Here is a 20568-nt window from a genome sequence, read left to right as displayed (position 1 = left end):
ACTCAAAAACGTATGCCCGGCATACCGCCGCGAGGCTTCCCGCATCAGGTCCGAACGCCAACACTGGCGCCATGCTTGAACTCGACCACCTGATCCTGCGTGTCTCCGACGCCCTGGCCTCCGCGCGCTTCTACGAAGAGGTGCTGGGCCTGCGGCATGAGGGCCATGCCGAGCCCTTCGAGCTGCTGCGCATCAATGCCGGCAGCACCCTGGACCTGCTGGCCGCGCCGCCGCGCGACCCGGCCCATCTGGCCTTCCGCCTGGACCGCCCCGCCTTCGAGCAGGCGCGGACGCGGCTGCAAGCCCTGGGCATCGCCTACGGCGGCGGCCCCTTCGAACGCGACGGCCGCAGTGCGCCGCAGCTGGGCGCGCGCGGCTGGGCCGAATCGATCTACTTCCACGACCCCGATCAACACAATATCGAGCTGCGCTGCGATGAACCACGCTGAGACACCAACCCCCATTCCGGCCCGTGCGGCCATACCCGGCCATTACGAGGACCTGCGTGGCAAGCTCGCGCTCATCACCGGCGGTTCGCGCGGCCTGGGTGCCGCCACCGCGCTGGCCCTGGCGCGCCAGGGCGTGCGCCTGGCCCTGGTCGGGCGCGACGAGGCGGCTCTCGCGGCCAGTCTGGCGGCGGTGCGGGCCTGCGGCATCGAGGCGATCGCGCAGCGCGCCGACTGCTCGCGGCCGGAGGAGCTGCAGCGCCTGCGCGAGGTGGTCGAGGCGCGCCTGGGCGTGCCGGACTTCCTGCTGCCCTTTGCCGGCGGCGGCAGCGGGCGACCGATGCCGGCCGAGGCGATCACGGCCGACGACTGGCGCTCCAGCGTCGAGCACAACCTGCATGCCAGCTTCTTCACCCTGCAGGCCTTCCTGCCGGGCATGCTGGCGCGCGGCAGCGGCAACCTGCTGACCATGGCCTCGGCCGGCGCTCGGGTCGCGGCCGGCGCGCCGGCGGCCTATGGCGCGGCCAAGGCCGGCGTGATCATGCTGACCCGGCATCTGGCCCAGGAGCTCGGCCCACGCGGGCTGCGGGTCAACTGCCTGTCGCCCTCGGCGGTGCTGACCGAGCGCACCCGGGCCACGCTGACGCCGGAGCGCCGCGCCGGCATGCTGGCCGGCTTCCCGCTCGGCCGCCTCGGCGAACCGGAAGACGTGGCGGCGGCCGCGCTGTTCCTGCTCAGCGATGCCTCGGCCTGGATTAGCGGCGTGGTGCTGGACGTGGCCGGCGGCCGCGTGATGGTCTGAGAGGAAGAAAGGGAGAAAGCGGTCCCGTCCTACGCGCGGCGCCCGTGCGGGCTGGCTAAGCTGCGGCCATGTCCTGCGAGCCCTTGATCGTCGTCTTCAACCCTGCCTCCGGCCATGGCGATGCCGAGGCCGCGCGCGCCGCGATCGAGGCCGCCTGCCGCGCGGCCGGCCGGCCGCTGGTGCTGCTGCCGGTCGAGACGCCGCAGCGCCTGCAGGCGCTGGCGCGCGAGGCGGTGCGCTGCGCGCAGGAGGAAGCCGGCGTCGTCGTCGCGGCCGGCGGCGACGGCACGATCAATGCGGTGGCCGCCGCCTGCCTGGGCAGCGGTCGGCCCTTCGGCGTGCTGCCGCAGGGCACCTTCAACTATTTTGGGCGCAGCCATGGCATCCCGGCCGATACCGCCGAGGCGATGCGCCTGCTGCTGCAGGAGCGGCCGCGGCCGGTCCAGGTCGGGCTGGTCAACGAGCGGCCCTTCCTGGTCAATGCCAGCCTGGGCCTGTATCCGCAGCTCTTGCAGGAGCGCGAGTCCTGGAAGCGCCAGCTCGGCCGCAGCCGCCTGGTGGCCTTCGGCGCGGCGCTGGCCACCCTGCTGCGCGGTCACCGCAATCTGCGCCTGCGCCTGGAGCTGGACGGGCAGGCCCGCGAGCTGCGCACGCCGACCCTGTTCGTCGGCAACAACTCGCTGCAGCTGGAACAGCTGGGCCTGGCCGAGGCCCGGGCGGTCGAGCGCGGCGGCGCGCTGGCCGGCATCGCGCTGCGGCCGCTGTCGCGCTGGGGGCTGCTGGGCCTCCTGGGGCGCGCAGCCCTGGGCCGGCTGGGCGAGGCGCAAGCGGTGCAGGACTTCTCCTTCGGCGAGCTGACGGTGCAGCGCGCCCTGCCCTTCGGCGCACGGCGCATCAAGGTGGCGACCGATGGCGAGATCGCCTGGCTGAGCCTGCCGCTGCGCTTTCGCGTCGCGCCCGAACCGCTGCTGCTGATCCGGCCGGCGGACGATGCGAAGGCCACCCCATGAGCCCGCTGCTGCTGCAGCTGTCCGATCCGCATTTCGGCACCGAGCGGCCCGAGGTGATGGCGGCGCTGGCCGCCCTGGTGGCCGAGCAGCGGCCCTCGCTGCTGCTGCTCAGCGGCGACATCACGCAGCGTGCCACCGCCGCCCAGTTCGCCGCGGCGCGCGCCTATGTCGAGCGTCTGGCGGTGCCGCGGCTGCTGGCCCTGCCGGGCAACCATGACCTGCCGCTGCTGAACCTGCCGCTGCGCTGCGCGGCGCCCTACCGCCGCTATGCCCGGGCCTTTGGCGCGCCGCATGACGCCGTGCATGAGGAGGCGGACCTGCTGCTGCTGACCCTGAACAGCAGCCGCTGGTATCGCCACAAGAACGGCGAGCTGTCCGAGGCCCAGGTCGAGGCCGCGGCCGAGCGGCTGCGGCGGGCGCGGCCGGGCCAGCTGCGGGTGCTGGCCCTGCACCATCCGCTGGCCGCGATCACCGAGCGGGACCGGCGCGAGAACCTGCTGCGCGGCCATGCCGAGGTGCTGGCGCGCTGGGCCGATGCCGGCGCCGATCTGGTGCTGGGCGGCCATATCCATCTGCCCTATCTGCTACCGCTGCGGCCTGGCGCCGCGGCCCGGCCGCTGTGGGTGCTGCAGGCCGGCACCGCGCTGAGCCGGCGCCTGCGCGGCGGCCTGCCGAACTCGGTCAACCTGCTGCGCATCGCGCCGGGCCGTCGCGCGCTGGCGGAGCGCTGGGACCATGACGAGGCGGCCGGCCGCTTCAACCGCGTTCTCGCGCAAGAATTGCAACCCCTGGCCTGAAGAGACGCTTACTGTTACTGATGAATGATCCGCTGATCGCCGCCGCCGACTGGGTCGGCCGGCATGCTCCCTTGCTGTACCTGGCCGGCCTCGGCCTGCTCCTGCCGGGCGTGGCCGCGCTGGCCCTGCCGCTGCGGCGGCTGCTCGGCCCGCCGCTGCCCGAGGGCGCGGCCCGGCCCCTGTGGCCGATGATCCTGGCCGGCGCGGCGGGCTTTCTGCTGCTCCTGGGCGCGGCGGGGCTTTTTGCCGAGATCGCCGAGCGCCTGGGTCCGAGCGGCCGGCTGGCCCGCATTGACGAGGCGCTGACCCGGGCCATCGCCGCCCATACCGAGCTGGCCTGGCTGCGCGCCTTCGCGCTGCTGACCCATCTGGGCGATGTCCTGACCCTGAGCCTGCTGGGCGTCGGCATGACCCTGCTGCTGTGCTGGCGCGGCGAGCGCGCGCTGGCCTTCGCCTGGGTGCTGGCAATGGGCGGCAATGCGCTCTTGAACCCGGCGCTGAAGCAGGTGTTCCAGCGCGTGCGGCCGCTGCACGAGCATGGCCTGGTCAGCGAATCGGGCTGGAGCTTCCCCAGCGGGCACAGCTCCAGCGCCACCGTGGCCTACGGCATGCTGGCCTATCTGGCGCTGCGCCTGCTGCCGCGGCGCTGGCATCTGCCGGCCCTGCTGGCGGCGGCCGCGGCGATCTTCACCGTCGGCTGCAGCCGCGTGTTTCTGCAGGTGCATTTCGCCAGCGATGTGCTGGCGGGCTTCGCCTCCGGCCTGGCCTGGCTGTGCGTCAGCCTGCTCAGTGTTGCGCTGGCGCGGCGGGCTTGGCGCCACCGCGGCTGGCTTTCCAGCCGCCGTACAGCGCGATCAGGCCCGGGATGATGATCATGGCCCAGATGATCTTGCTCAGATGGGTCTGCACGAAGGGGATGTTGCCGAACAGATAGCCGGCCAGGCACAGGCCGACCACCCAGATCACCGCGCCGACCACGTTGTAGAGGGTGAACTTGCTGCGGCTCATCTCGGCCACGCCGGCCACGAAGGGAGCGAAGGTGCGGATGAAGGGCATGAAGCGGGCGATGATGATGGTCACGCCGCCATGCTTCTCGTAGAACTGGTGTGCCGCGTCGAAGGCGCGCCGGTTGAAGAAGCGCGACTGCTCCCACTGGAACACCTTGGGCCCGAAGTAGCGGCCGATCGTGTAGTTGGTCTGGTCGCCCAGGATGGCCGCGACCAGCAGGATCGCAATCGCCAGCGGCAGGCTCATCATGCCCGCGCCGCACAGCGCGCCGACCACGAACAGCAGCGAGTCGCCCGGCAGGAAGGGCATCACGACCAGTCCCGTCTCGACAAACACGATCAGGAACAGCAGGGCATAGACCCAGGCGCCATAGGCCTGCACGAACTCGGCCAGGTGCCGGTCCACATGCAGGATGAAGTCGATCAGAAAGTGGGCGAATTCCATGGGCGCGCATGATAAGGGTTGACCCGGGCGAACCGGTGTCGGACTTCTTACAATCACACCCATGGATTTGTCTTCCCCGCCGGTCGAGCCCTCGTCCGCCCCCGCCCGAGAGCGCCGCCCGATCCGCGAGCTCCCCGATGAACTGATCAGCCAGATCGCCGCCGGCGAGGTGGTGGAGCGCCCCGCCTCGGTGGTGCGCGAGCTGGTGGACAACGCGCTGGACGCCGGCGCCAGCCAGATCAACGTCAAGCTGATGGCCGGCGGCGTGCGCGCCATCGTGGTCGAGGACGACGGTCTGGGCATCCCGGCCGAGGAGCTGCCGCTGGCGCTGAAGCGCCACGCGACCAGCAAGATCCGCAGCCTGGACGAGCTGGAATCGGTCGCGACCATGGGCTTTCGCGGCGAGGCCCTGGCCGCGATCTCCTCGGTGGCCGAGATGTCGGTGGCCAGCCGCTGCGAGGGCGCCCAGCATGCCTACCGCCTGGACGCCCGCAGCGGCGAACTGGTGCCGGCGGCGCGTGCACGCGGCACCAGCGTCGAGGTGCGCGAGTTGTTCTTCAGCACGCCGGCGCGCCGCAAGTTCCTGAAGACCGATGCCACCGAGCTGGCCCATTGCCTGGAGGCGGTGCGCCGCCATGCGCTGGCCCGGCCGGACGTCGGCTTCTCAGTCTGGCACGAGGGCAAGCTGGTCGAGCAGCTGCGTATCGCCAAGGCCGAGCAGCGCCTGGCCGATGTGCTGGGCGCCGACTTCATCAACGACAGCCGCCCGGTGTTCGCCGAGGCCGGCCCCCTGCGCGTTTACGGCCGGGCCGGCCTGCCCGAGGCGGCGCGCGGCCGCGCCGACATGCAGTATGTCTATGTCAACGGCCGCTATGTGCGCGACAAGCTGATCGCCCATGGCGTGCGCTCGGCCTACGAGGACGTGCTGCACGGCCACCGCCAGCCCTGCTATGTGCTGTTCATCGACATCGCGCCGGACCGGGTCGATGTCAACGTGCATCCGACCAAGATCGAGGTGCGCTTCCGCGACGGCCGCGAGCTGCACCAGCAGGCCCGCTATGCGGTGCAGGACGCGCTGGCGGTGTCGCGCAGCGCCGAGGCCGGCGCCGCGCCCGTGGCCCCGCAGGACGCGCTGCCGGTGGCGATGCCGGCCGCCGCCCGCCCCACCGGCACGCCGGCCTGGTACCGGCCGGATGCGGTGGCGCAGGAGGCGCCCGCCCCGGCCTATGCCGGCACCCCGAGCTGGCGCAGCAACACCCAGACCTCGCTGGGCCTGGCCGAGGTCGCCACCCTCTACGGCCGCCCCGCCCCGGCGCCGCTGCCCGCGCCCACCCCGGTCACCGAGGCCGCGCCGCGCCAGGAGCTGCCCGCGCATGACTGGCCGCTGGGCCGCGCGGTGGCGCAGATCCAGGGCGTCTATGTGCTGGCCGAGAACGCCCAGGGCCTGATCATCGTCGACATGCATGCGGCCCATGAGCGCGTGGTCTACGAGCGGCTGAAGGCCAGCCTGGGCCTGGCCGCGATCGAGTCGCAGCCGCTGCTGATCCCGGTCACCTTCGCCGCGACGCCGCAGGAGATCGCCACCGCCGAGGCCCAGACCGAGACCCTGACCAAGCTGGGCCTCGACATCGCGCCGCTCTCGGCCAAGGTGCTGGCGGTGCGCGCGCGGCCCGCGGCCCTGGCCGGCGGCGATGTCGTGGAGCTGGCGCGCAGCGTGCTGGCCGAGCTGGCGCAGTACGACGCCAGCCACGCGATCGAGCGGGCCCAGCATGAGATCCTGGCCACGATGGCCTGCCATGGCGCGGTGCGCGCGAACCGCCAGCTGACCCTGGACGAGATGAACGCGCTGCTGCGCGACATGGAGCGCACCGAGCGCGCCGACCAATGCAACCATGGCCGCCCCACCTGGCGCCAGCTGACGATGCGCGAGCTGGACGCCCTCTTCCTGCGCGGACGCTGAACCCCTGACGAAAGCCTCTATGGCCACCCTGAAACTGAAACCGAAGACCGCCGCCCCCGCCAAGAGCGCCAGCGGCGAGCGCCGCACCCCGCTGCGTGGCAAGGGCGTGTCGCGCCCGCGCCAGACCCTGGAGCAGGCCCAGACCGACCGCGCCGAACGCCAGGCCGCCTTCGAGCAGCGCCGCGCCGAGGACGAACAGCGCCAGCGCCCGCGGCGCGACGAGGCCCCGCCGCCGCGCGGCCAGCGGCCCGCCGCGGCCAAGAGCGGTGGCGGCAGCTTCCGGCGCGAGGAGCCGGGCGGCGGACGCGGTGGCGATGCCCGTCGCCCGCCGCGCAGCGGTGGCGACGAGCGCCGGCCGCTGCAGCGTGGCGATGCCGCCGCGCCGCCGGCCCGGCCCCGGCGCGCCGAGCCGCCGCAGGGTCACCAGGAACCGCGCCGCGACCAGCGCCGCGCCACCGGCCCACAGGCCGGCCGTCCCTATCCCGAGGCGCGCCCCGCGCCCAAGCCGCGGCCCCAGCCGCGCGCGCGCGACCACGACGATGATGACGACGACGACGCGCATTGGCATGACCCCAGCAGCGAGGGCGAGCGCCTGTCCAAGCGCATGGGCCAGCTGGGCATGGCCTCGCGCCGCGAGGCCGACGAATGGATCGCCGCCGGCTGGGTGCGGGTGGACGGCAAGATGGCGCAGCTGGGCCAGCGCGTCGGCCCCGACGCCAAGATCGAGATCGACCCGGCCGCCCACAAGGAGCAGGCCAAGCAGATCACCATCCTGCTGCACAAGCCGATCGGCTATGTCTCCGGCCAGGCCGAGGACGGCTACGAGCCCGCCGCGGTGCTGATCAAGAGTGCCAGCCACTGGAAGGACGATGCCTCGGGCATCAAGTACCACATCGCCCATGCCCGCAACCTGGCCCCGGCCGGCCGGCTCGACATCGACTCGACCGGCCTCTTGGTCCTGACCCAGGACGGCCGCATCGCCAAGCAGCTGATCGGCGAGGACTCGAAGATCGAGAAGGAGTACCTGGTCCGGGTGGAATACCAGGGCAAGCCCGCGCCGATGCAGGAGTTCCCCGCGCAAGACCTGGCCCTGCTGAACCATGGCCTGGAGCTGGACGGCGTGCAGCTCAAGCCCGCCAAGGTCAGCTGGATCAACGACGACCAGCTGCGCTTCGTGCTGCGCGAGGGCCGCAAGCGCCAGATCCGCCGCATGTGCGAGCTGGTCGGGCTGAAGGTGGTCGGCCTGAAGCGGGTGCGCATCGGCCGCATCAACCTGGGCCATCTGCCGCCCGGTCAGTGGCGCTATCTGTCGCCCTGGGAGCGCTTTGATTGAGCGCCGCCGCTGAGCGCGGAGGCGACGAAGCCAAGCTCGGCGGCGCGGCGGCCCATGCCGCGCTGGCGGTGCCGGCCCTGGCCCTGCTGCTGGGCCTGCAGCCGGTCACCACCGACCTCTACCTGCCGGCCCTGCCCGCGCTGCGCGCCGATCTCGGTGCCGGCATGGGCGCGGCCCAGCTGACCCTGTCGGCGCTGATGATGGCCTTCGGCCTGGGCCAGCTGCTGCTGGGCCCGGTGGCGGACCGCGTCGGGCGCCGGCCGGTGCTGCTGGCCGGCCTGACTCTCTATGTGCTGGCGGCGCTGGGCGGCGCGCTGGCGCAGCGGATCGAGCCGCTGATCGTCTGGCGCGCGCTGCAGGGCCTGGGCCTGGCGGCCGCGGTGGTCTGCGGCCGCGCGATGCTGCGCGACTGGTTCGAGCCCCAGCAGGGCGCGCAGGTGATGGCGCGCGCGCTGACCGGCCTGGGCCTGATCGCGATGCTGAGCCCCAGCCTGGGCGGTCTGCTGGCCGGTTGGCTGGGCTGGCGCGCCGCGCTGCTGGCGACTGGCCTGGCCGGCGCGGCCACCCTGGCCCTGATCGCGCTGCGCGTGCCGGAAAGCCTGGCCCGGCCGAACCCGCGCGCCCTGCATCCGGGGCCGCTGCTGCACAACTGGTGGACCGTCGCGCGGCATCCGGTCTTCGTCGCCTATGCGCTGCTGACCGCCTTCGCCTATGCGACGCTCTACAGCTTCCTGGCCGGCTCCTCCTTCGTCTTCATCGGCCTGCTGGGCGTCTCGCGCGAGGCCTATGGCCTGGTGCTCGGCTCCAGCGCCGCGGTCTATATCGGCGGCACCTTCGCCTGTCGGCATTGGCTGCCGCGCCTGGGCCTGGCCGCCACCGTCAAGCGCGGCGCGGTCTTCACGCTGTGCGGCAGCCTGCTGATGGGTGGCCTGGCGCTGGCCGGCTTCGCCCAGGTGGCGACGGTGCTGCTGCCGCACTGGATCATCATCTTCGGCCACGGCGTGCTGCAGCCCTGCGGCCAGGCCGGCGCGGTCGGCCCCTTCCCGCGCCAGGCCGGCGCGGCCTCGGCGCTGTCGGGCTTCCTGATCGCGCTGATGGCCTTCGGCGTCGGCGCCTGGCTGAGCTGGGTGCTGGACGGCCGCACGGTGCTGCCGCTGGCCCTGAGCATCGCCGGCTTCGGCCTCCTGACCGTCGCGATCGCCTGGACCCTGGTGCAGCGCAAACCCCCTCTCCCATGACTCTTCAGCTGCGCCCCCTGTGCATCGCTGGCCCGACCGGCTGCGGCAAGACCGCCGGCGCCCTCGCGCTGGCCGAGGTGCTGCCGATCGAGATCATCAGCGTCGATTCGGCCCTGGTCTATCGCGGCATGGACATCGGCACCGCCAAGCCCTCGGCCGCCGAGATGGCCGCGGTGCCGCATCACCTGATCGACATCCTGGACCCGCTGGACAGCTACAGCGCCGCCCAGTTCGCCAAGGACGCGCAGGCCCTGGCCGCCGAGATCCTGGCGCGCGGCCGGCTGCCGCTGCTGGTCGGCGGCACCATGCTCTATTTCAAGGCCCTGTTCGACGGCCTGTCGCCGCTGCCGCAGGGCGACGAGGCCCTGCGCGCGGAACTGGACGCCGAGGCCGAGCGCATCGGCTGGCCCGCGATGCATGCCAGGCTGGCCGAGGTCGACCCCATCACCGCGGCGCGCCTGGCGCCGGGCGATTCGCAGCGTATCCAGCGCGCGCTGGAGGTCTGGCGGCTGGCCGGCCGGCCGCTCTCGGCCCTGCATGCCGAGCAGGAGAAAAGCCCCGGCGTCGACTGGCCGCTGCTGTCGCTGGAACCGCAGGACCGCGCTTGGCTGCATCAGCGCCTGGCGCAGCGCTTTCACCAGATGCTGGACGCCGGCCTGGTGGCCGAGGTCGAGCGCCTGCGCGCGCGCGGCGACCTGAGCCCGGACCTGCCCTCGATGCGCTGCGTCGGCTACCGCCAGGCCTGGGAATGCCTGGATGAGGGCAATCTGCGCCCGCTGGCCGAGCGCGGCATCGCCGCCACCCGCCAGCTGGCCAAACGCCAGATCACCTGGCTGCGCAGCATGCCGCGGCGCCAGGTGATCGACTGCCAGTCGCCCGAGGCCTCGCTGCACCTGCTGGCCGCCGTGCACCGGCTGCTGCATCACCATGGCGCTGCTTGAGGCCCGTGGCCTGCGCAAGCGCTTTGGCGACACGCCGGTGTTCGCCGGCATCGACCTGAGCCTGGAGGCCGGCGAACTGGTCGCGCTGCTGGGTGAATCCGGCTGCGGCAAATCAACCCTGCTGAACTGCCTGGCCGGGCTGGACCGCCCCGACGCGGGTCAGGTCTTGCTGGACGGCCGCGACATCGTGCCGCTGGCCGAGGGCGAGCAGGCCGCGCTGCGCCGCGAGCGCCTGGGCTTTGTGTTCCAGGCCTTCCATGTGCTGCCGCACCTGACGGTGGCCGACAACGTCGGCCTGCCGCTGCTGCTCCTGCAGCGCCCGGATCCGCCGCGCGTGCAGCGGCTGCTGGAGGCGGTCGGCCTGCAGGAGCTGGGCGCGCGGCTGCCGTGCCAGCTCTCGGGCGGGCAGCTGCAGCGCGTCGCGATCGCGCGCGCCCTGGTGCACCGACCCGCCCTGGTGCTGGCCGACGAGCCGACCGGCAATCTCGACCCGCGCCATGCCGCCCAGGTGCTGGCGCTGCTGCGCGCGCAATGCCGGCAGGAGGGCGCGGCCTGCCTGCTGGTGACCCATTCGGAGCGCGCCGCGGCCGCGGCCGACCGCTGCGTGCTGATGGACGACCAGGGCCTGCGGCCATGGCAAGCGCAGCCGCAGGCGCATTGACCCTGCTGCCCGCGCTGCTGCGGGCCCTCTCCTGGCCCGCGCTACGCGCCCAGGGCCTGCGCCAGTTGCTGGCCCTGCTGGCGGTGGCGCTGGGCGTGGCCCTGGCCTATGGCGTGCACCTGATGAATGCCTCGGCCCTGGCCGAGTTCGGCGCGGCCCAGCGCCAGCTGGCCGGCACGCCGGACCTGCTGCTCTCGGGCCGCGGCGCGCCGCTGCCCGAGACCGCGCTGGACGCGCTGGCCCTGCAGCCGGCCGTGGCCCTGGCCCAGCCGCTGATCGAGGCGAGAGCCCAGTTGCTGCTGCCCGGCGAGCGGCGCGCCGGCCTGCGCCTGCTCGGGCTGGATGCGCTGCTGGTGGCGTCCTTCAACCCGGCCCTGCTGCCCCACCCCTTCCCGCAGCCGGCGACCGCGCCGCTGCGGCTGCTGGCGCCGGATGCGCTGTACCTGAACGAGGCCGCGCTGCGCTTGCTGGGCGAGCCCCGGCCGAGCCATCTGCGCCTGCGCCTGCAGCCCGAGGGCCAGGCGCCACAGACCCTGGCGCTGCGCCTGGCCGGCCAGGTCGCGGCGCCGGGCGAGCCGCTGGCGGTGCTGGACATCGCCGCGGCCCAGGCCCTGCTGGGGCGGCTCGGCAGGCTGGACCGGATCGAACTGCGCCTGCGGCCGGGCGCGAGCCCGCAAGACCTGACCCTGCCGTCCGGCGTCTCGGCGGCCCCGCCCGCCGACGAGGGCGCCGAGATGGCGCGGCTGACGCGCGCCTACCGGGTCAATCTGGGCGTGCTGGCCCTGATGGCCCTGTTCACCGGCAGCTTCCTGGTGTTCGCGGTGCAGTCGCTGTCGGTCGCGCAGCGCCTGCCGCAGCTGGCCCTGCTGGGCGTGCTGGGCCTGAGCGCCCGCCAGCGCGCCGCGCTGGTGCTGTCCGAGGCGGCGCTGCTGGGCCTGCTGGGCAGCCTGCTTGGCCTGGCGCTGGGCGCGGGCCTGGCGCAGCTGGGCCTGCGTCTGCTGGGGGGCGACCTGGGCAGCGGCCTGCTGGGTGGGCCGTCGCCGGCTCTGCGCATCGAGGCCACAGGGCTGCTGCTGTTCGGCGGCCTGGGCCTGGCGATCTGCATGGCCAGCGCGCTGCTGCCGGCGCTGGCGGTGCGGCGCATGGCGCCGGCCCAGGTGCTGAAGGGCCTGGGCGGCCTGGCGCCGCCGCGCGCGCCGCGCTGGCTGGGCCCGGCCCTGCTGCTGGCCGGCGCCGCCCTGGCCGCGCTGCCGCCCGTGCTCGGCCTGCCGCTCGGCGCTTACCTTGGCATGCTGTGCCTGCTGCTGGGCGGCCTGCTGTGCGTGCCGGGCCTGGTGATGGGTCTCGCGGCCCTGCCGCCGCCGGGGCGCGCCGGCGCCCTGCTGCTGCGCGAGCGCTCGCGCCGGCAATCGGGCGAGGCGACCCAGATGCTGGCCGGCGTGCTGGTCGCGCTGGCCCTGTCGGTCGCGATGCTGGTGATGGTCAGCAGCTTCCGCGATTCGCTGTCGAGCTGGCTGCGCCAGATGCTGCCGGCCGATCTCTATGTGCGCAGCAGCCTGCGCGCACCGGACCAGCAGAGCGCGCCGCTGCCGGCGGCCTTCGTCGCAGCGGTGCGAGATAGCAGGCTGGCCGCCGAGCTCGGCACGCAGCGCAGCCGGCGCGCCTGGCTGATGGAGCAGCCGGTGCAGTTGCTGGCGCGACCGCTGCCGGACGAGCGCCGCCTGCCCCTGGTCGGCGACCTGGCCGAACCGCCGGCGTCGGGTCTGCTGCCGCTCTATCTCAACGAGGCGCTGCGCGATCAGCTGGACCTGAAGCTAGGCCAGCGCCTGAGCCTGGCGCTGGAGCCAGGGGGCGCGACGTCCAACGGCTACCTGCGTGGCGTCTGGCGCGACTACAGTCGCCAGAGCGGCGCGCTGCTGATGGCCGAGGCCGACTACCGGCGCTGGAGCGGCGACGCCACCGTCACCGAGCTGTTCCTCTGGCTGCGCCCGGGCCAGGAGGTCGAGGCGCTGCAGGCCGCGCTGCGCGCGCTGGCGGCCGAGCCGCAGGACCTGGACATCGCCGCCAGCGGCGAGCTGCTGGCGCTGTCGATGCATCTGTTCGACCGCAGCTTCGCGGTCACCTACTGGCTGCAGGCGGTGGCGCTGGGCCTGGGCCTGTTCGGCATCGCCGCCAGCCTGTCGGCCCAGGTGCTGGCGCGGCGGCGCGAGTTCGGCCTGCTGCTGCATCTGGGCTTCACCCGCGCGCGCCTGCTGGCCCTGCTGGTGGCCGAGACCGCGCTGTTCAGCGCCGCCGGCGCGCTGGCCGGCCTGCTGCTGGGGCTGGCGATCAGCGCGGTGCTGGTCTTCGTCGTCAACCCGCAGAGCTTCCACTGGAGCATGGACATGAGCTGGCCCTGGCAACACCTGACCCTGCTGCTGCTCGCGGTGCTGGCCGCGGCGCTCGCCACCTCCTGGCTCAGCGGCCGCCAGTTGGGCCGCGCCGACGCGGTGCAGGCGGTAAGGGAGGATTGGTGAGCGCCGCCGCGACCGTCGGGCTTGGCTGCGGCTGGGCGGTGCGCCGCTGCGGTTCGTCGCCCGGGGCATGCGGGCGCAGGGGGCGCTGGGAATACTGCCGCCCAGACCCACAAGAAGGAACCCCGCGCATGTCCTCCCTCTCCCCCAACTTCCGCCCGCTGCCGACCCGCCCCTCGATGCTGCAGCGGCATGCGCTGCTGCGCGTGCTGCTCGGTGCCTTGCTGATGGTGGCCGCGATGCCGGTCGTGATGGCCCTGGTCGGCCCCCTGCCCAAGCCGATGCGGCTGCTGTGGCCGAATCTGCTGTCGATCGCGCTGATGGGGCTGGCCTATCGCTTCTATGCGCTGCGGATCGACCGCCGGGACCCGGCCGAGTTCGCGCTGGCCGGTGCCGGGCGCGAGCTGGGCCTGGGCCTGCTGGGCGGCCTGGCGCTGGTCTGCCTGGTGTTCGGCGCGCTGGCGGCGCTCGATGTGTTCCGGCTGCAGGGCATGCATGGACTGGGGCTCGCCAGCCTGCGTTTTGCCGGCGAGATGGCGATGGTCGCGGTCTTCGAGGACATCCTGGTGCGCGGCATCGTGTTCAAGGCCATGGAGCGCTGGCTCGGCAGCCTGCCGGCGCTGTTCGGCTCGGCCCTGCTGTTCGGCCTGGCCCATCTGCCCAACGAGGGCGCCAACCCGCTGTCAACCTTGAACGTCACGCTGGCCGGCCTGTTCTTCGCCGCGGCCTATCTGGCCAGCGGGCGCCTGTGGCTGGGCGTGGGCCTGCATTTCGCGTGGAACTTCAGCGCCGGCCATCTGTTCTCCGCCGTCGTGTCCGGCCACAAGGCCCAGCCCGGCCTGCTCTACGGCGAGCTGGTCGGCCCGACCTGGCTCAGCGGCGGCGCCTTCGGCATCGAGGCCTCGGCCGTGACCCTGCTGCTGCTGATCGCCGCGACCGCGCCGCTGCTGTTGATCGCCCAGCGCCGCGGCCGCCTGCTGCCGCGCCAGGGACGCTGAGCATGAGGCGACGCCGCGCCTTGATGCTGCTGCTGCCCCTGGCCGCGGGATCCGGCGCGGCCCGGGCCGCGGTGCAGCCGCGCGCGCTGCAGTTCCCGCGCGACTTCGGCGCGCATCCGCAGACCGGCGTCGAGTGGTGGTACCTGACCGGCCTGCTGGGTCCGGACGAGGCGCCGCGCTACGGCTACCAACTGACCTTCTTCCGGGTGCGCAACCCGGATCCGGCGGTGCAGGCCCATGCCAGCGCGCTGGCGCCGCGCCAGCTGCTGATCGCCCATGTGGCGCTCAGCGACCTGCAAAGCAGCGGCGGCCGGCTGCGGCACGACCAGCGCGTCGCGCGCCTGGGACCGGGCGGCGTGGCCGCCGCCGAACAGGACTGCGCGCTGCGCCTGCGCGACTGGCGCCTGTGGCGCGACGAGGGTGGCGGCTACCGCGCGGCCTTCGAGGGCCGGGCCGGTGCGGCGGATGCCTTCGCGCTGGAGCTGCGCCTGCAGACCACGGAGGCGCCGCTGCTGCAGGGCGAGGCCGGCTTTTCGCCCAAGAGCCCCGGGGCGCACCATGCCACCCATTACTACAGCCGCCCGCAGCTGCAGACCCGGGCCGAGCTGCGCCTGCCGGGCCGGGCGCCGCAGGCGCTGACCGGCCGCTCCTGGCTGGACCATGAATGGGGCGACGAGCTGCTGGCACCCGAGGCCCAGGGCTGGGACTGGCTGGGCATCAACCTGCTGGACGGCCGCGCGCTGACCGCCTTCCGGCTGCGGCATACCGGCGGCGGCCAGGACCTGTGGAGCGGCGGCAGCCTGCGCGCGGCGGACGGGACCAGCCGCAGCTTCGCCAACGGCGAGCTGCGCTTCAAGGCGCTGCGCCATTGGCGCAGCCCGGCCAGCGGCGCGAGCTATCCGGTGGCCTGGCGGCTGTCGGGCCGCGACTTCGAGGGCTGGACCTTGACTGCCCTACTCGATGCCCAGGAGATCGATGCGCGCGCCAGCACCGGGCTGCTGTACTGGGAAGGCGCCGCGGCGCTGCGCGATGCGCAGGGCCGCCTGCTGGGCCATGGCTATCTGGAGCTGACCGGCTACGCCGAACGCATGCGCCTGCTGTGAGGCCCCGTGCTCAACGGCTGCTGGTGACGCCGGAGGATCGCCCCGGCAGCAGCCCGGCCCCGGCACGCACGCAGTTGCGCCCGGCGGACTTGGCGCTGTAGAGCGCCTCGTCGGCGTCGGAGATCAGCTGGTCCAGCGTGACATGGTTGTCGTGCAGCGCCGCGACGCCCAGGCTGGCGCTGACCGGCACCGGCGTGCCGTTCCAGCCGAAGTCCAGCGCCTCGACCCGCTCACGGATGCGCTCCGCCACATCCAGCGCGCCCAGCGGATCGGTGTGCGGCAGGAAGATGATGAACTCCTCGCCGCCGAAGCGGGCCAGCACATCGGGCTGGCGCAGGGTCTCGGCCGCCGCGTCGGCGATGCGGCGCAGCAGCTGGTCGCCGCAGAGATGGCCGAAGCGGTCGTTGACCTGCTTGAAATGGTCCACGTCCATCAGCAGCAAGGCGCAGGACATCTCGTAGCGCTTGGCGCGCGACCATTCGCGCTCGACGATCTCGAGGAAATAGCGCCGGTTGTAGGTGCCGGTCAGCGCATCCTGGGTGGCGTGGCGCAGCATATTGCGATGCGCCTGGTCCAGGTGCCGGACCAGGCTCAGGAACATATAGCCGAACAAGCCGGTGAATCCGATCGCGCTGGCGCTGACCCAGGCCGCCACGATCATCCGGTTGCCCTCGCCGATCAGGCTGATCACCAGCTGCGAGATCAGCAGGGACAGCAGCCAGACCGCCGCCACCAGCAGCAAAAGCGTCCTGCGCAGGCCCATGCCCTGCACCCAGCGGTTCAGGGTCGGCAGCCAGGCCGGCTGTTCGAGATCGTGTTGCGGCATCCGGGGAGGAGGTCAGGTCGGGGCAGACCCTATTCGACCACAGCGCGGCGGCCTTCCATCCCCCATGGAAGCGGGATGGAAGATTGCCGCCGGCTGGTCGTCAGTGGGCGCCGCCGGCGTCCACCGGCGCGCCGACGCGCGGCGGGCGCCGCGTCAGCCAGATGCTGCCGATCAGCAGCAGGAACAGCACGGCCGAGGCCAGGAAGATGTCGTCGGCCGCGCGAGTGAAGGCCTGCTGGTCGATCAGGCGGTTGATCTGGGCCAGCGCCTGCTCCGGGCTCAGGCCGGCCGCGCCCAGCCGCGCCAGGCTTTCGCCGGCCACCGGGTCGCCCTGCGCCAGCCGCTCCGCCAGATGGTGGTGATGCAGGGTCGCGCGGTTCTCCCACAGGGTGGTCGAGATCGAGGTGCCCATCGCCCCGGCCGTGATGCGCACGAAGTTCGACAGCCCGGCCGCCGCCGCGATCCGGTCCGGCGTGATGCCCGAGAGGGTCAGGGTGGTCAGCGGGATGAAGAAGAAGGCCAGCGCGGCGCCCTGCAGCAGGGTCGGCACCATGATGGTGGCGAAGTCGGTCTGGGTCGTGAAGTTGGCCCGCATGCCCAGCACCACCGCGAACATCACAAAGGCGAAGGTGGCCATCACGCGCGGATCGAAACGCCCGACATTGCGCCCCACCACCGGCGACAGCAGGATCGCCAGCAGCCCCACCGGCGCCAGCGCCATACCCGCGCTGGTCGCGGTATAGCCCATCCACTGCTGCAGCCACAGCGGCAGCAGCACCACATTGCCGAAGAACAGGCCGTAGGCGATCGACAGGGTGATCGCGCCGAAGGCGAAATTGCGCCGCGCAAAGAGGCGCAGGTCCACCACCGGATGCTTGTCGGTCAGCTCCCAGATCACGAACACGACGAAGCCGATCAGCGCGGTCACGCCCAGCAGCTGGATCTCGCCGCTGGCGAACCAGTCCAGCTCCTTGCCCTTGTCCAGCATGATCTGCAGCGCGCCGACCCAGACCACCAGCAGGGCCAGGCCCACGCCGTCGATCGGCAGCTTCTTGATCTGCGTCTCGCGCTTGCGGTAGATGCTCCAGGTCAGGAAGGCGGCCAGCAGGCCCACCGGCACATTGATGTAGAAGATCCAGGGCCAGGACACGTTGTCGGTGATCCAGCCGCCCAAGAGCGGCCCCACCACCGGCGCCACCAGGGTCGTCATGCCCCACAGCGCCAGCGCGGTGCCGGCCTTCTCGCGCGGATAGCTGGCCAGCAGCAGGGTCTGCGACAGCGGGATCATCGGCCCCGCCACCAGGCCCTGCAGCACCCGGCAGGCCACCAGCATCTCCAGCGAATGGGCGAAGCCGCACAGCCAGGAGGCCAGCACGAACAGCAGCACGCTGGCCGTGAACAGCCGCACCGCGCCGAAGCGCTGGGTCAGCCAGCCGGTCAACGGCACCGAGATCGCATTGGCGACGCCGAAGCTGGTGATGACCCAGGTGCCCTGGGTCGTGCTGACGCCCAGGTCGCCCGAGATCGCCGGCAGCGAGACATTGGCGATCGAGCTGTCCAGCACGTTCATGAAGGTCGCGAGCGACAGCGCCAGCGTCCCCAGGATCAGCGCGCTGCCATGCAGCGGCGCCGGCGGCGTAATGTCTGCCCCTCGTCCGGCGGGTACGCCGGACGGTCCCCCTGGGGGACGCGGGCCGGCTTGGGAGCGGCCCGGCGCTCGGCCCTCCGCCGCGCCTGTGTCCAAGCTGTCGCTCATGACTTCAGCACGCCGCTGCCGTTACCACTATTGGCGCGGATGATGCGCTGCACCTCCTCGTCGGCGCGCTGCTCCTGCTGCTCGAACACCGCGGTCTGGGCCAGCGAGCGGCTGCTGGTCGCCGCGGCCAGCGCCGGGCCGTCCTGCTTCTGCACGTCGACCTTGACCTCCATCGACAGACCCACGCGCAGCGGGTGCTCGGCCAGCTCCTTGGCGTCCAGCTCGATGCGCACCGGCACGCGCTGCACCACCTTGATCCAGTTGCCGGTGGCGTTCTGCGCCGGCAGCAGCGCGAAGGCCGCGCCGGTGCCGGCCGACAGGCCCGCGACCCGGCCGTGGTATTCCTGCTTGTCGCCGTAGACATCGGCCACCAGGATCGCGGTCTGGCCGATGCGCAGCTTGGCCAGCTGGCTTTCCTTGAAGTTGGCGTCGACCCAGGCCTGCTTCAGGCCCACCACCGCCATCAGCGGCGTGCCGGCGTTGACGCGCTGGCCCAGCTGCACACTGCGCCGTGCCACCCAGCCGTCCACCGGCGCAGGCAGCTCGGCACGCTGCAGCGCCAGCCAGGTCTCGCGCAGGCGCGCGCCGGCGCGCTGCACCTGGGGATGTTCCTTCAGGGTCGTGCCGTCGGTCTGCACCTGGCTGGTGGCCAGCTGATCGCGCGCGGCCACCTGGGCGGCCTGGGCCGCGGCCAGCGCGCTCTGCGCCGCCTTGACCTGGGCCTGCGCATGCTCCAGCTCCTCGCGCCCGATCGCGCCGCTGGCCAGCAGCGGCTGGCGGCGCTTGACGTCGTCCTGGACCCGGACCAGCTCCGACTGCAGGCGCGCCACCTCGGCCTCGCGCTGCGTGATCTGCGCCTTCAGGGTGCTCTGGCCGGCGTAGAGGGCGCGCACCTCGCGCACCGTCTGCGCCAGCTGGGCCTGGGCCTGCTCGTAGGCCACCTTCGCGTCGGCGGGATCCAGGCTGATCAGCGGCTGGCCGGCCTTGACGAAGTCGGTGTCGTCGGCATGGATGGCGCGCACAGTGCCGCCCACCTGGGGCGTGATCTGCACCACATTGGCCTGCACATAGGCGTTGTCGGTGGTCTCGACCTTGCTGGCCACCAGGGCTTGGTAGGCGCCATAGGCGCCCAGCGCGATGAGGACCGCGACGGCGGTCAGGGTCAGCGCCTTCTTGCGCGGGTTGTTGTTCTTGCTGCCTTGCTCGGCATTGTTGTTGGCGGTGTTCATGTGAGGCTCTTGATGTCTTGTCGGTTTCTTTTTGTCGGAGGCGCTTGCGTCAGCGCGGCGGCTCGTCGTCGCTCCAGCCGCCGCCCAGGCTGCGGACCAGGGCCACCTGCGCGTCCAGGCTCAGGCCCTGCAGGTCCAGCAGCAGGCGGCGCTGGCTCAGCAGGTTCTGCTCGGCGCTCAGCACCGCGAGATAGTTGCCCAGGCCGGCCTCGAAGCGCTGGCGCGCCAGGTCGCGGCTGGCCTGCACATGGGCCAGGGCCTGGCCCTGCTGCTCGCCCTGCAGCTGCAGCGAGCGCAGGCTGCTGTACTGGTCGCCGGCATCGCGCAGCGCCTCCAGCAGCGCGCCGTTGTAGGCCGCCACCGCGGCGTCGCGTTCGGCGGCGCTGCCCTTGTACTGGGCGCGCAGCCGGCCGGTGTCGAAGATCGGCAGGCGCAGCGAGGGGCCGAAGCCCAGCTGCTGGCTGCCCGACTTGAGCAGTTGGTCCAAGCCCAGCGAGCTGAAGCCGGCGAAGGCGCTCAGGGTCACATTGGGATAGAACTGTGCGCGCGCCTCGGCGACGTTCTGCGTCGTCGCCTCGACGCGCCAGCGCGCCGCCGCCACATCGGGCCGGCGCCCCAGCAGGTCCACGCCCAGCTGCGCCTCGGCGTCCAGCGCCAGGGGCCGCGGCAGGCGCGGCCGCACGCTGGCCAGCGCCTCGGCCGGCTGGGCGCTCAGCGCGGCCAGTTGGTGGCGCAGCAGCTCGGCCTGGGCCTGCAGGGCCAGGTCTTGCCGGCGCAGCTCGGGCAGCGGGGTTTCGGCGCTGCGCAGCTGCGGCGCGCCGTCCAGGCCGGCCGCGACGCGCTGGCGCACCAGGGCCAGCGACTGCTCGCCCTGGCGCAGTTGCTCGGCCAGCAGCTCGCGCTGGGCCAGCGCGCGCGCCAGGTCCAGCCAGCCGCGCGCGATCGCGGCCGACAGGTTCAGCCGCGCGGCGGCCGCATCGGCGCGGGCCGCGCGCTCATTGCCCAGCGCGGCCTGCAGCGCGGCGGCATGGCGGCCGAAGAAGTCCCAGTCATAGCTGATGCCGGCCTGCAGGGTGGCATTGGTGCGCACGCTGCCGGCGATCGGCGGCGGCACCAGGCCATGCTCGGTATAGCGCTGGCGGGTGGCGTCGGCGCTGATGCCGAACACCGGGCGCTCGGCCGCCTCGGCGTTCTCGATCGCGGCGGCGGCGCGGGCGATGCGGGCCTGCGCCTGGGCCAGGCTCGGGTGCTGGGCCAGCGCGCGCTGCATCAGGGCGTCCAGCTCGGCGTCGCCATAGGCGCGCCACCAGTCGGCGGCCAGGGCCGGTGCGGCCGGTGCGGCCGGCGAGGGCTCGCGCAGGCCCAGCTCGGCGCCCTGCAGCGGCCGGGCCGGCTCGGCCAGCCTGGGGATCGGCGCGCAGGCGGCGAGCGCCAGAGCGGCCAGCAGGGCCAGCCAGGTCTTGCTGGCTTTTGGTTTCTTGTGGTCTTGCATGAATGTGAGGA

The 20568-nt window shown here is 73.0% G+C and carries 18 protein-coding genes; 13 read left to right on the top strand and 5 right to left on the bottom strand.

Annotated elements, in window-relative coordinates; all coding sequences use genetic code 11:
- Positions 1-71 precede the first annotated feature (71 nt).
- From G8A07_RS14045 to G8A07_RS14025, 5 genes are all read left to right on the top strand, one after another.
- A complete protein-coding gene (locus G8A07_RS14045; RefSeq protein ID WP_195792677.1) occupies positions 72-449 on the top strand; it encodes a VOC family protein in 378 nt (125 codons plus the stop codon).
- Positions 436-1248 carry an SDR family NAD(P)-dependent oxidoreductase gene (locus G8A07_RS14040; RefSeq protein ID WP_195792676.1) on the top strand — a complete coding sequence of 271 codons (813 nt, stop codon included), beginning with the start codon at positions 436-438 and terminating at the stop codon, positions 1246-1248. The genes G8A07_RS14045 and G8A07_RS14040 overlap by 14 nt, the downstream gene beginning before the upstream one ends.
- A 68-nt stretch (positions 1249-1316) precedes the next feature.
- Positions 1317-2258: a diacylglycerol kinase family protein gene (locus tag G8A07_RS14035; protein ID WP_195792675.1), complete on the top strand. Its 942-nt coding sequence runs from the start codon at positions 1317-1319 to the stop codon at positions 2256-2258.
- Positions 2255-3055 (top strand): metallophosphoesterase, encoded by an 801-nt coding sequence (locus tag G8A07_RS14030; RefSeq protein ID WP_195792674.1) that lies wholly within the window; start codon positions 2255-2257, stop codon positions 3053-3055. The genes G8A07_RS14035 and G8A07_RS14030 overlap by 4 nt, the downstream gene beginning before the upstream one ends.
- Before the next feature lie 20 nt (positions 3056-3075).
- Positions 3076-3924, top strand: coding sequence for a phosphatase PAP2 family protein (locus G8A07_RS14025; protein WP_195792673.1), 849 nt, complete (start codon positions 3076-3078; stop codon positions 3922-3924).
- Here the strand turns inward: G8A07_RS14025 and G8A07_RS14020 are convergent.
- Positions 3842-4507, bottom strand: coding sequence for a DedA family protein (locus G8A07_RS14020; RefSeq protein WP_195792672.1), 666 nt, complete (start codon positions 4505-4507; stop codon positions 3842-3844). The genes G8A07_RS14025 and G8A07_RS14020 overlap by 83 nt on opposite strands.
- Positions 4508-4568: 61 nt before the next feature.
- Between G8A07_RS14020 and mutL the strand changes: the two genes are divergently transcribed.
- From mutL to G8A07_RS13980, 8 genes are all read left to right on the top strand, one after another.
- Entirely contained in the window at positions 4569-6467 is a 1899-nt protein-coding gene (mutL, locus tag G8A07_RS14015) for a DNA mismatch repair endonuclease MutL (protein WP_195792671.1), read from the top strand.
- A 19-nt stretch (positions 6468-6486) separates the two neighbouring features.
- On the top strand, positions 6487-7800 hold the full coding sequence (locus tag G8A07_RS14010) for a pseudouridine synthase (RefSeq protein WP_195792670.1): 1314 nt from the start codon (positions 6487-6489) through the stop codon (positions 7798-7800).
- A complete protein-coding gene (locus tag G8A07_RS14005) occupies positions 7797-9038 on the top strand; it encodes a multidrug effflux MFS transporter (RefSeq protein WP_195792669.1) in 1242 nt (413 codons plus the stop codon). The genes G8A07_RS14010 and G8A07_RS14005 overlap by 4 nt, the downstream gene beginning before the upstream one ends.
- A complete protein-coding gene (gene miaA / locus G8A07_RS14000) occupies positions 9035-9979 on the top strand; it encodes a tRNA (adenosine(37)-N6)-dimethylallyltransferase MiaA (RefSeq protein WP_195792668.1) in 945 nt (314 codons plus the stop codon). Before G8A07_RS14005 ends, miaA begins: the two co-directional genes overlap by 4 nt.
- Positions 9966-10640 (top strand): ABC transporter ATP-binding protein, encoded by a 675-nt coding sequence (locus G8A07_RS13995; protein WP_195792667.1) that lies wholly within the window; start codon positions 9966-9968, stop codon positions 10638-10640. The genes miaA and G8A07_RS13995 overlap by 14 nt, the downstream gene beginning before the upstream one ends.
- Complete coding sequence (locus tag G8A07_RS13990) at positions 10613-13156, top strand: FtsX-like permease family protein (RefSeq protein ID WP_195792666.1); 2544 nt, start codon at positions 10613-10615, stop codon at positions 13154-13156. Before G8A07_RS13995 ends, G8A07_RS13990 begins: the two co-directional genes overlap by 28 nt.
- Positions 13157-13284: 128 nt before the next feature.
- Entirely contained in the window at positions 13285-14151 is an 867-nt protein-coding gene (locus tag G8A07_RS13985) for a CPBP family intramembrane glutamic endopeptidase (protein WP_195792665.1), read from the top strand.
- 2 nt (positions 14152-14153) lie between these two features.
- Positions 14154-15254 carry a lipocalin-like domain-containing protein gene (locus G8A07_RS13980; protein WP_195792664.1) on the top strand — a complete coding sequence of 367 codons (1101 nt, stop codon included), beginning with the start codon at positions 14154-14156 and terminating at the stop codon, positions 15252-15254.
- Between the two features lie 10 nt (positions 15255-15264).
- Here the strand turns inward: G8A07_RS13980 and G8A07_RS13975 are convergent, their stop codons facing one another.
- The 4 genes from G8A07_RS13975 to G8A07_RS13960 all read right to left on the bottom strand — a co-directional run bounded on the left by G8A07_RS13975 (position 15265) and on the right by G8A07_RS13960 (position 20557).
- Positions 15265-16080 (bottom strand): GGDEF domain-containing protein, encoded by an 816-nt coding sequence (locus tag G8A07_RS13975; RefSeq protein WP_195792663.1) that lies wholly within the window; start codon positions 16078-16080, stop codon positions 15265-15267.
- Between the two features lie 100 nt (positions 16081-16180).
- Complete coding sequence (locus tag G8A07_RS13970) at positions 16181-17836, bottom strand: DHA2 family efflux MFS transporter permease subunit (RefSeq protein WP_195792662.1); 1656 nt, start codon at positions 17834-17836, stop codon at positions 16181-16183.
- Positions 17833-19065, bottom strand: a complete 1233-nt coding sequence (locus tag G8A07_RS13965) for an efflux RND transporter periplasmic adaptor subunit (protein ID WP_195792661.1) — start codon at positions 19063-19065, stop codon at positions 17833-17835. The genes G8A07_RS13970 and G8A07_RS13965 overlap by 4 nt, the downstream gene beginning before the upstream one ends.
- 49 nt (positions 19066-19114) lie before the next feature.
- A complete protein-coding gene (locus G8A07_RS13960) occupies positions 19115-20557 on the bottom strand; it encodes an efflux transporter outer membrane subunit (RefSeq protein ID WP_195792660.1) in 1443 nt (480 codons plus the stop codon).
- Positions 20558-20568: the final 11 nt, after the last annotated feature.

The organism is Roseateles sp. DAIF2, assembly GCF_015624425.1.
Classification (GTDB): Bacteria; Pseudomonadota; Gammaproteobacteria; order Burkholderiales; family Burkholderiaceae_C; genus Kinneretia.
Note: the sequence above shows the minus strand (reverse complement) of the source record. Positions and strands in the feature narration are given on the sequence as shown.

What these genes read in the sequence shown, in the direction of transcription:
- G8A07_RS13960 (WP_195792660.1), bottom strand. Translation starts at nt 20,557, where the DNA reads ATGCAAGACCACAAGAAACCAAAAGCCAGCAAGACCTGGCTGGCCCTG.
- G8A07_RS14035 (WP_195792675.1), top strand. Translation starts at nt 1,317, where the DNA reads ATGTCCTGCGAGCCCTTGATCGTCGTCTTCAACCCTGCCTCCGGCCAT.
- G8A07_RS13995 (WP_195792667.1), top strand. Translation starts at nt 9,966, where the DNA reads ATGGCGCTGCTTGAGGCCCGTGGCCTGCGCAAGCGCTTTGGCGACACG.
- G8A07_RS14045 (WP_195792677.1), top strand. Translation starts at nt 72, where the DNA reads ATGCTTGAACTCGACCACCTGATCCTGCGTGTCTCCGACGCCCTGGCC.
- miaA (WP_195792668.1), top strand. Translation starts at nt 9,035, where the DNA reads ATGACTCTTCAGCTGCGCCCCCTGTGCATCGCTGGCCCGACCGGCTGC.
- mutL (WP_195792671.1), top strand. Translation starts at nt 4,569, where the DNA reads ATGGATTTGTCTTCCCCGCCGGTCGAGCCCTCGTCCGCCCCCGCCCGA.
- G8A07_RS14030 (WP_195792674.1), top strand. Translation starts at nt 2,255, where the DNA reads ATGAGCCCGCTGCTGCTGCAGCTGTCCGATCCGCATTTCGGCACCGAG.
- G8A07_RS14010 (WP_195792670.1), top strand. Translation starts at nt 6,487, where the DNA reads ATGGCCACCCTGAAACTGAAACCGAAGACCGCCGCCCCCGCCAAGAGC.
- G8A07_RS13975 (WP_195792663.1), bottom strand. Translation starts at nt 16,080, where the DNA reads ATGCCGCAACACGATCTCGAACAGCCGGCCTGGCTGCCGACCCTGAAC.
- G8A07_RS13965 (WP_195792661.1), bottom strand. Translation starts at nt 19,065, where the DNA reads ATGAACACCGCCAACAACAATGCCGAGCAAGGCAGCAAGAACAACAAC.
- G8A07_RS13985 (WP_195792665.1), top strand. Translation starts at nt 13,285, where the DNA reads ATGTCCTCCCTCTCCCCCAACTTCCGCCCGCTGCCGACCCGCCCCTCG.
- G8A07_RS14020 (WP_195792672.1), bottom strand. Translation starts at nt 4,507, where the DNA reads ATGGAATTCGCCCACTTTCTGATCGACTTCATCCTGCATGTGGACCGG.
- G8A07_RS14025 (WP_195792673.1), top strand. Translation starts at nt 3,076, where the DNA reads ATGAATGATCCGCTGATCGCCGCCGCCGACTGGGTCGGCCGGCATGCT.
- G8A07_RS13990 (WP_195792666.1), top strand. Translation starts at nt 10,613, where the DNA reads ATGGCAAGCGCAGCCGCAGGCGCATTGACCCTGCTGCCCGCGCTGCTG.
- G8A07_RS13970 (WP_195792662.1), bottom strand. Translation starts at nt 17,836, where the DNA reads ATGAGCGACAGCTTGGACACAGGCGCGGCGGAGGGCCGAGCGCCGGGC.
- G8A07_RS14040 (WP_195792676.1), top strand. Translation starts at nt 436, where the DNA reads ATGAACCACGCTGAGACACCAACCCCCATTCCGGCCCGTGCGGCCATA.
- G8A07_RS13980 (WP_195792664.1), top strand. Translation starts at nt 14,154, where the DNA reads ATGAGGCGACGCCGCGCCTTGATGCTGCTGCTGCCCCTGGCCGCGGGA.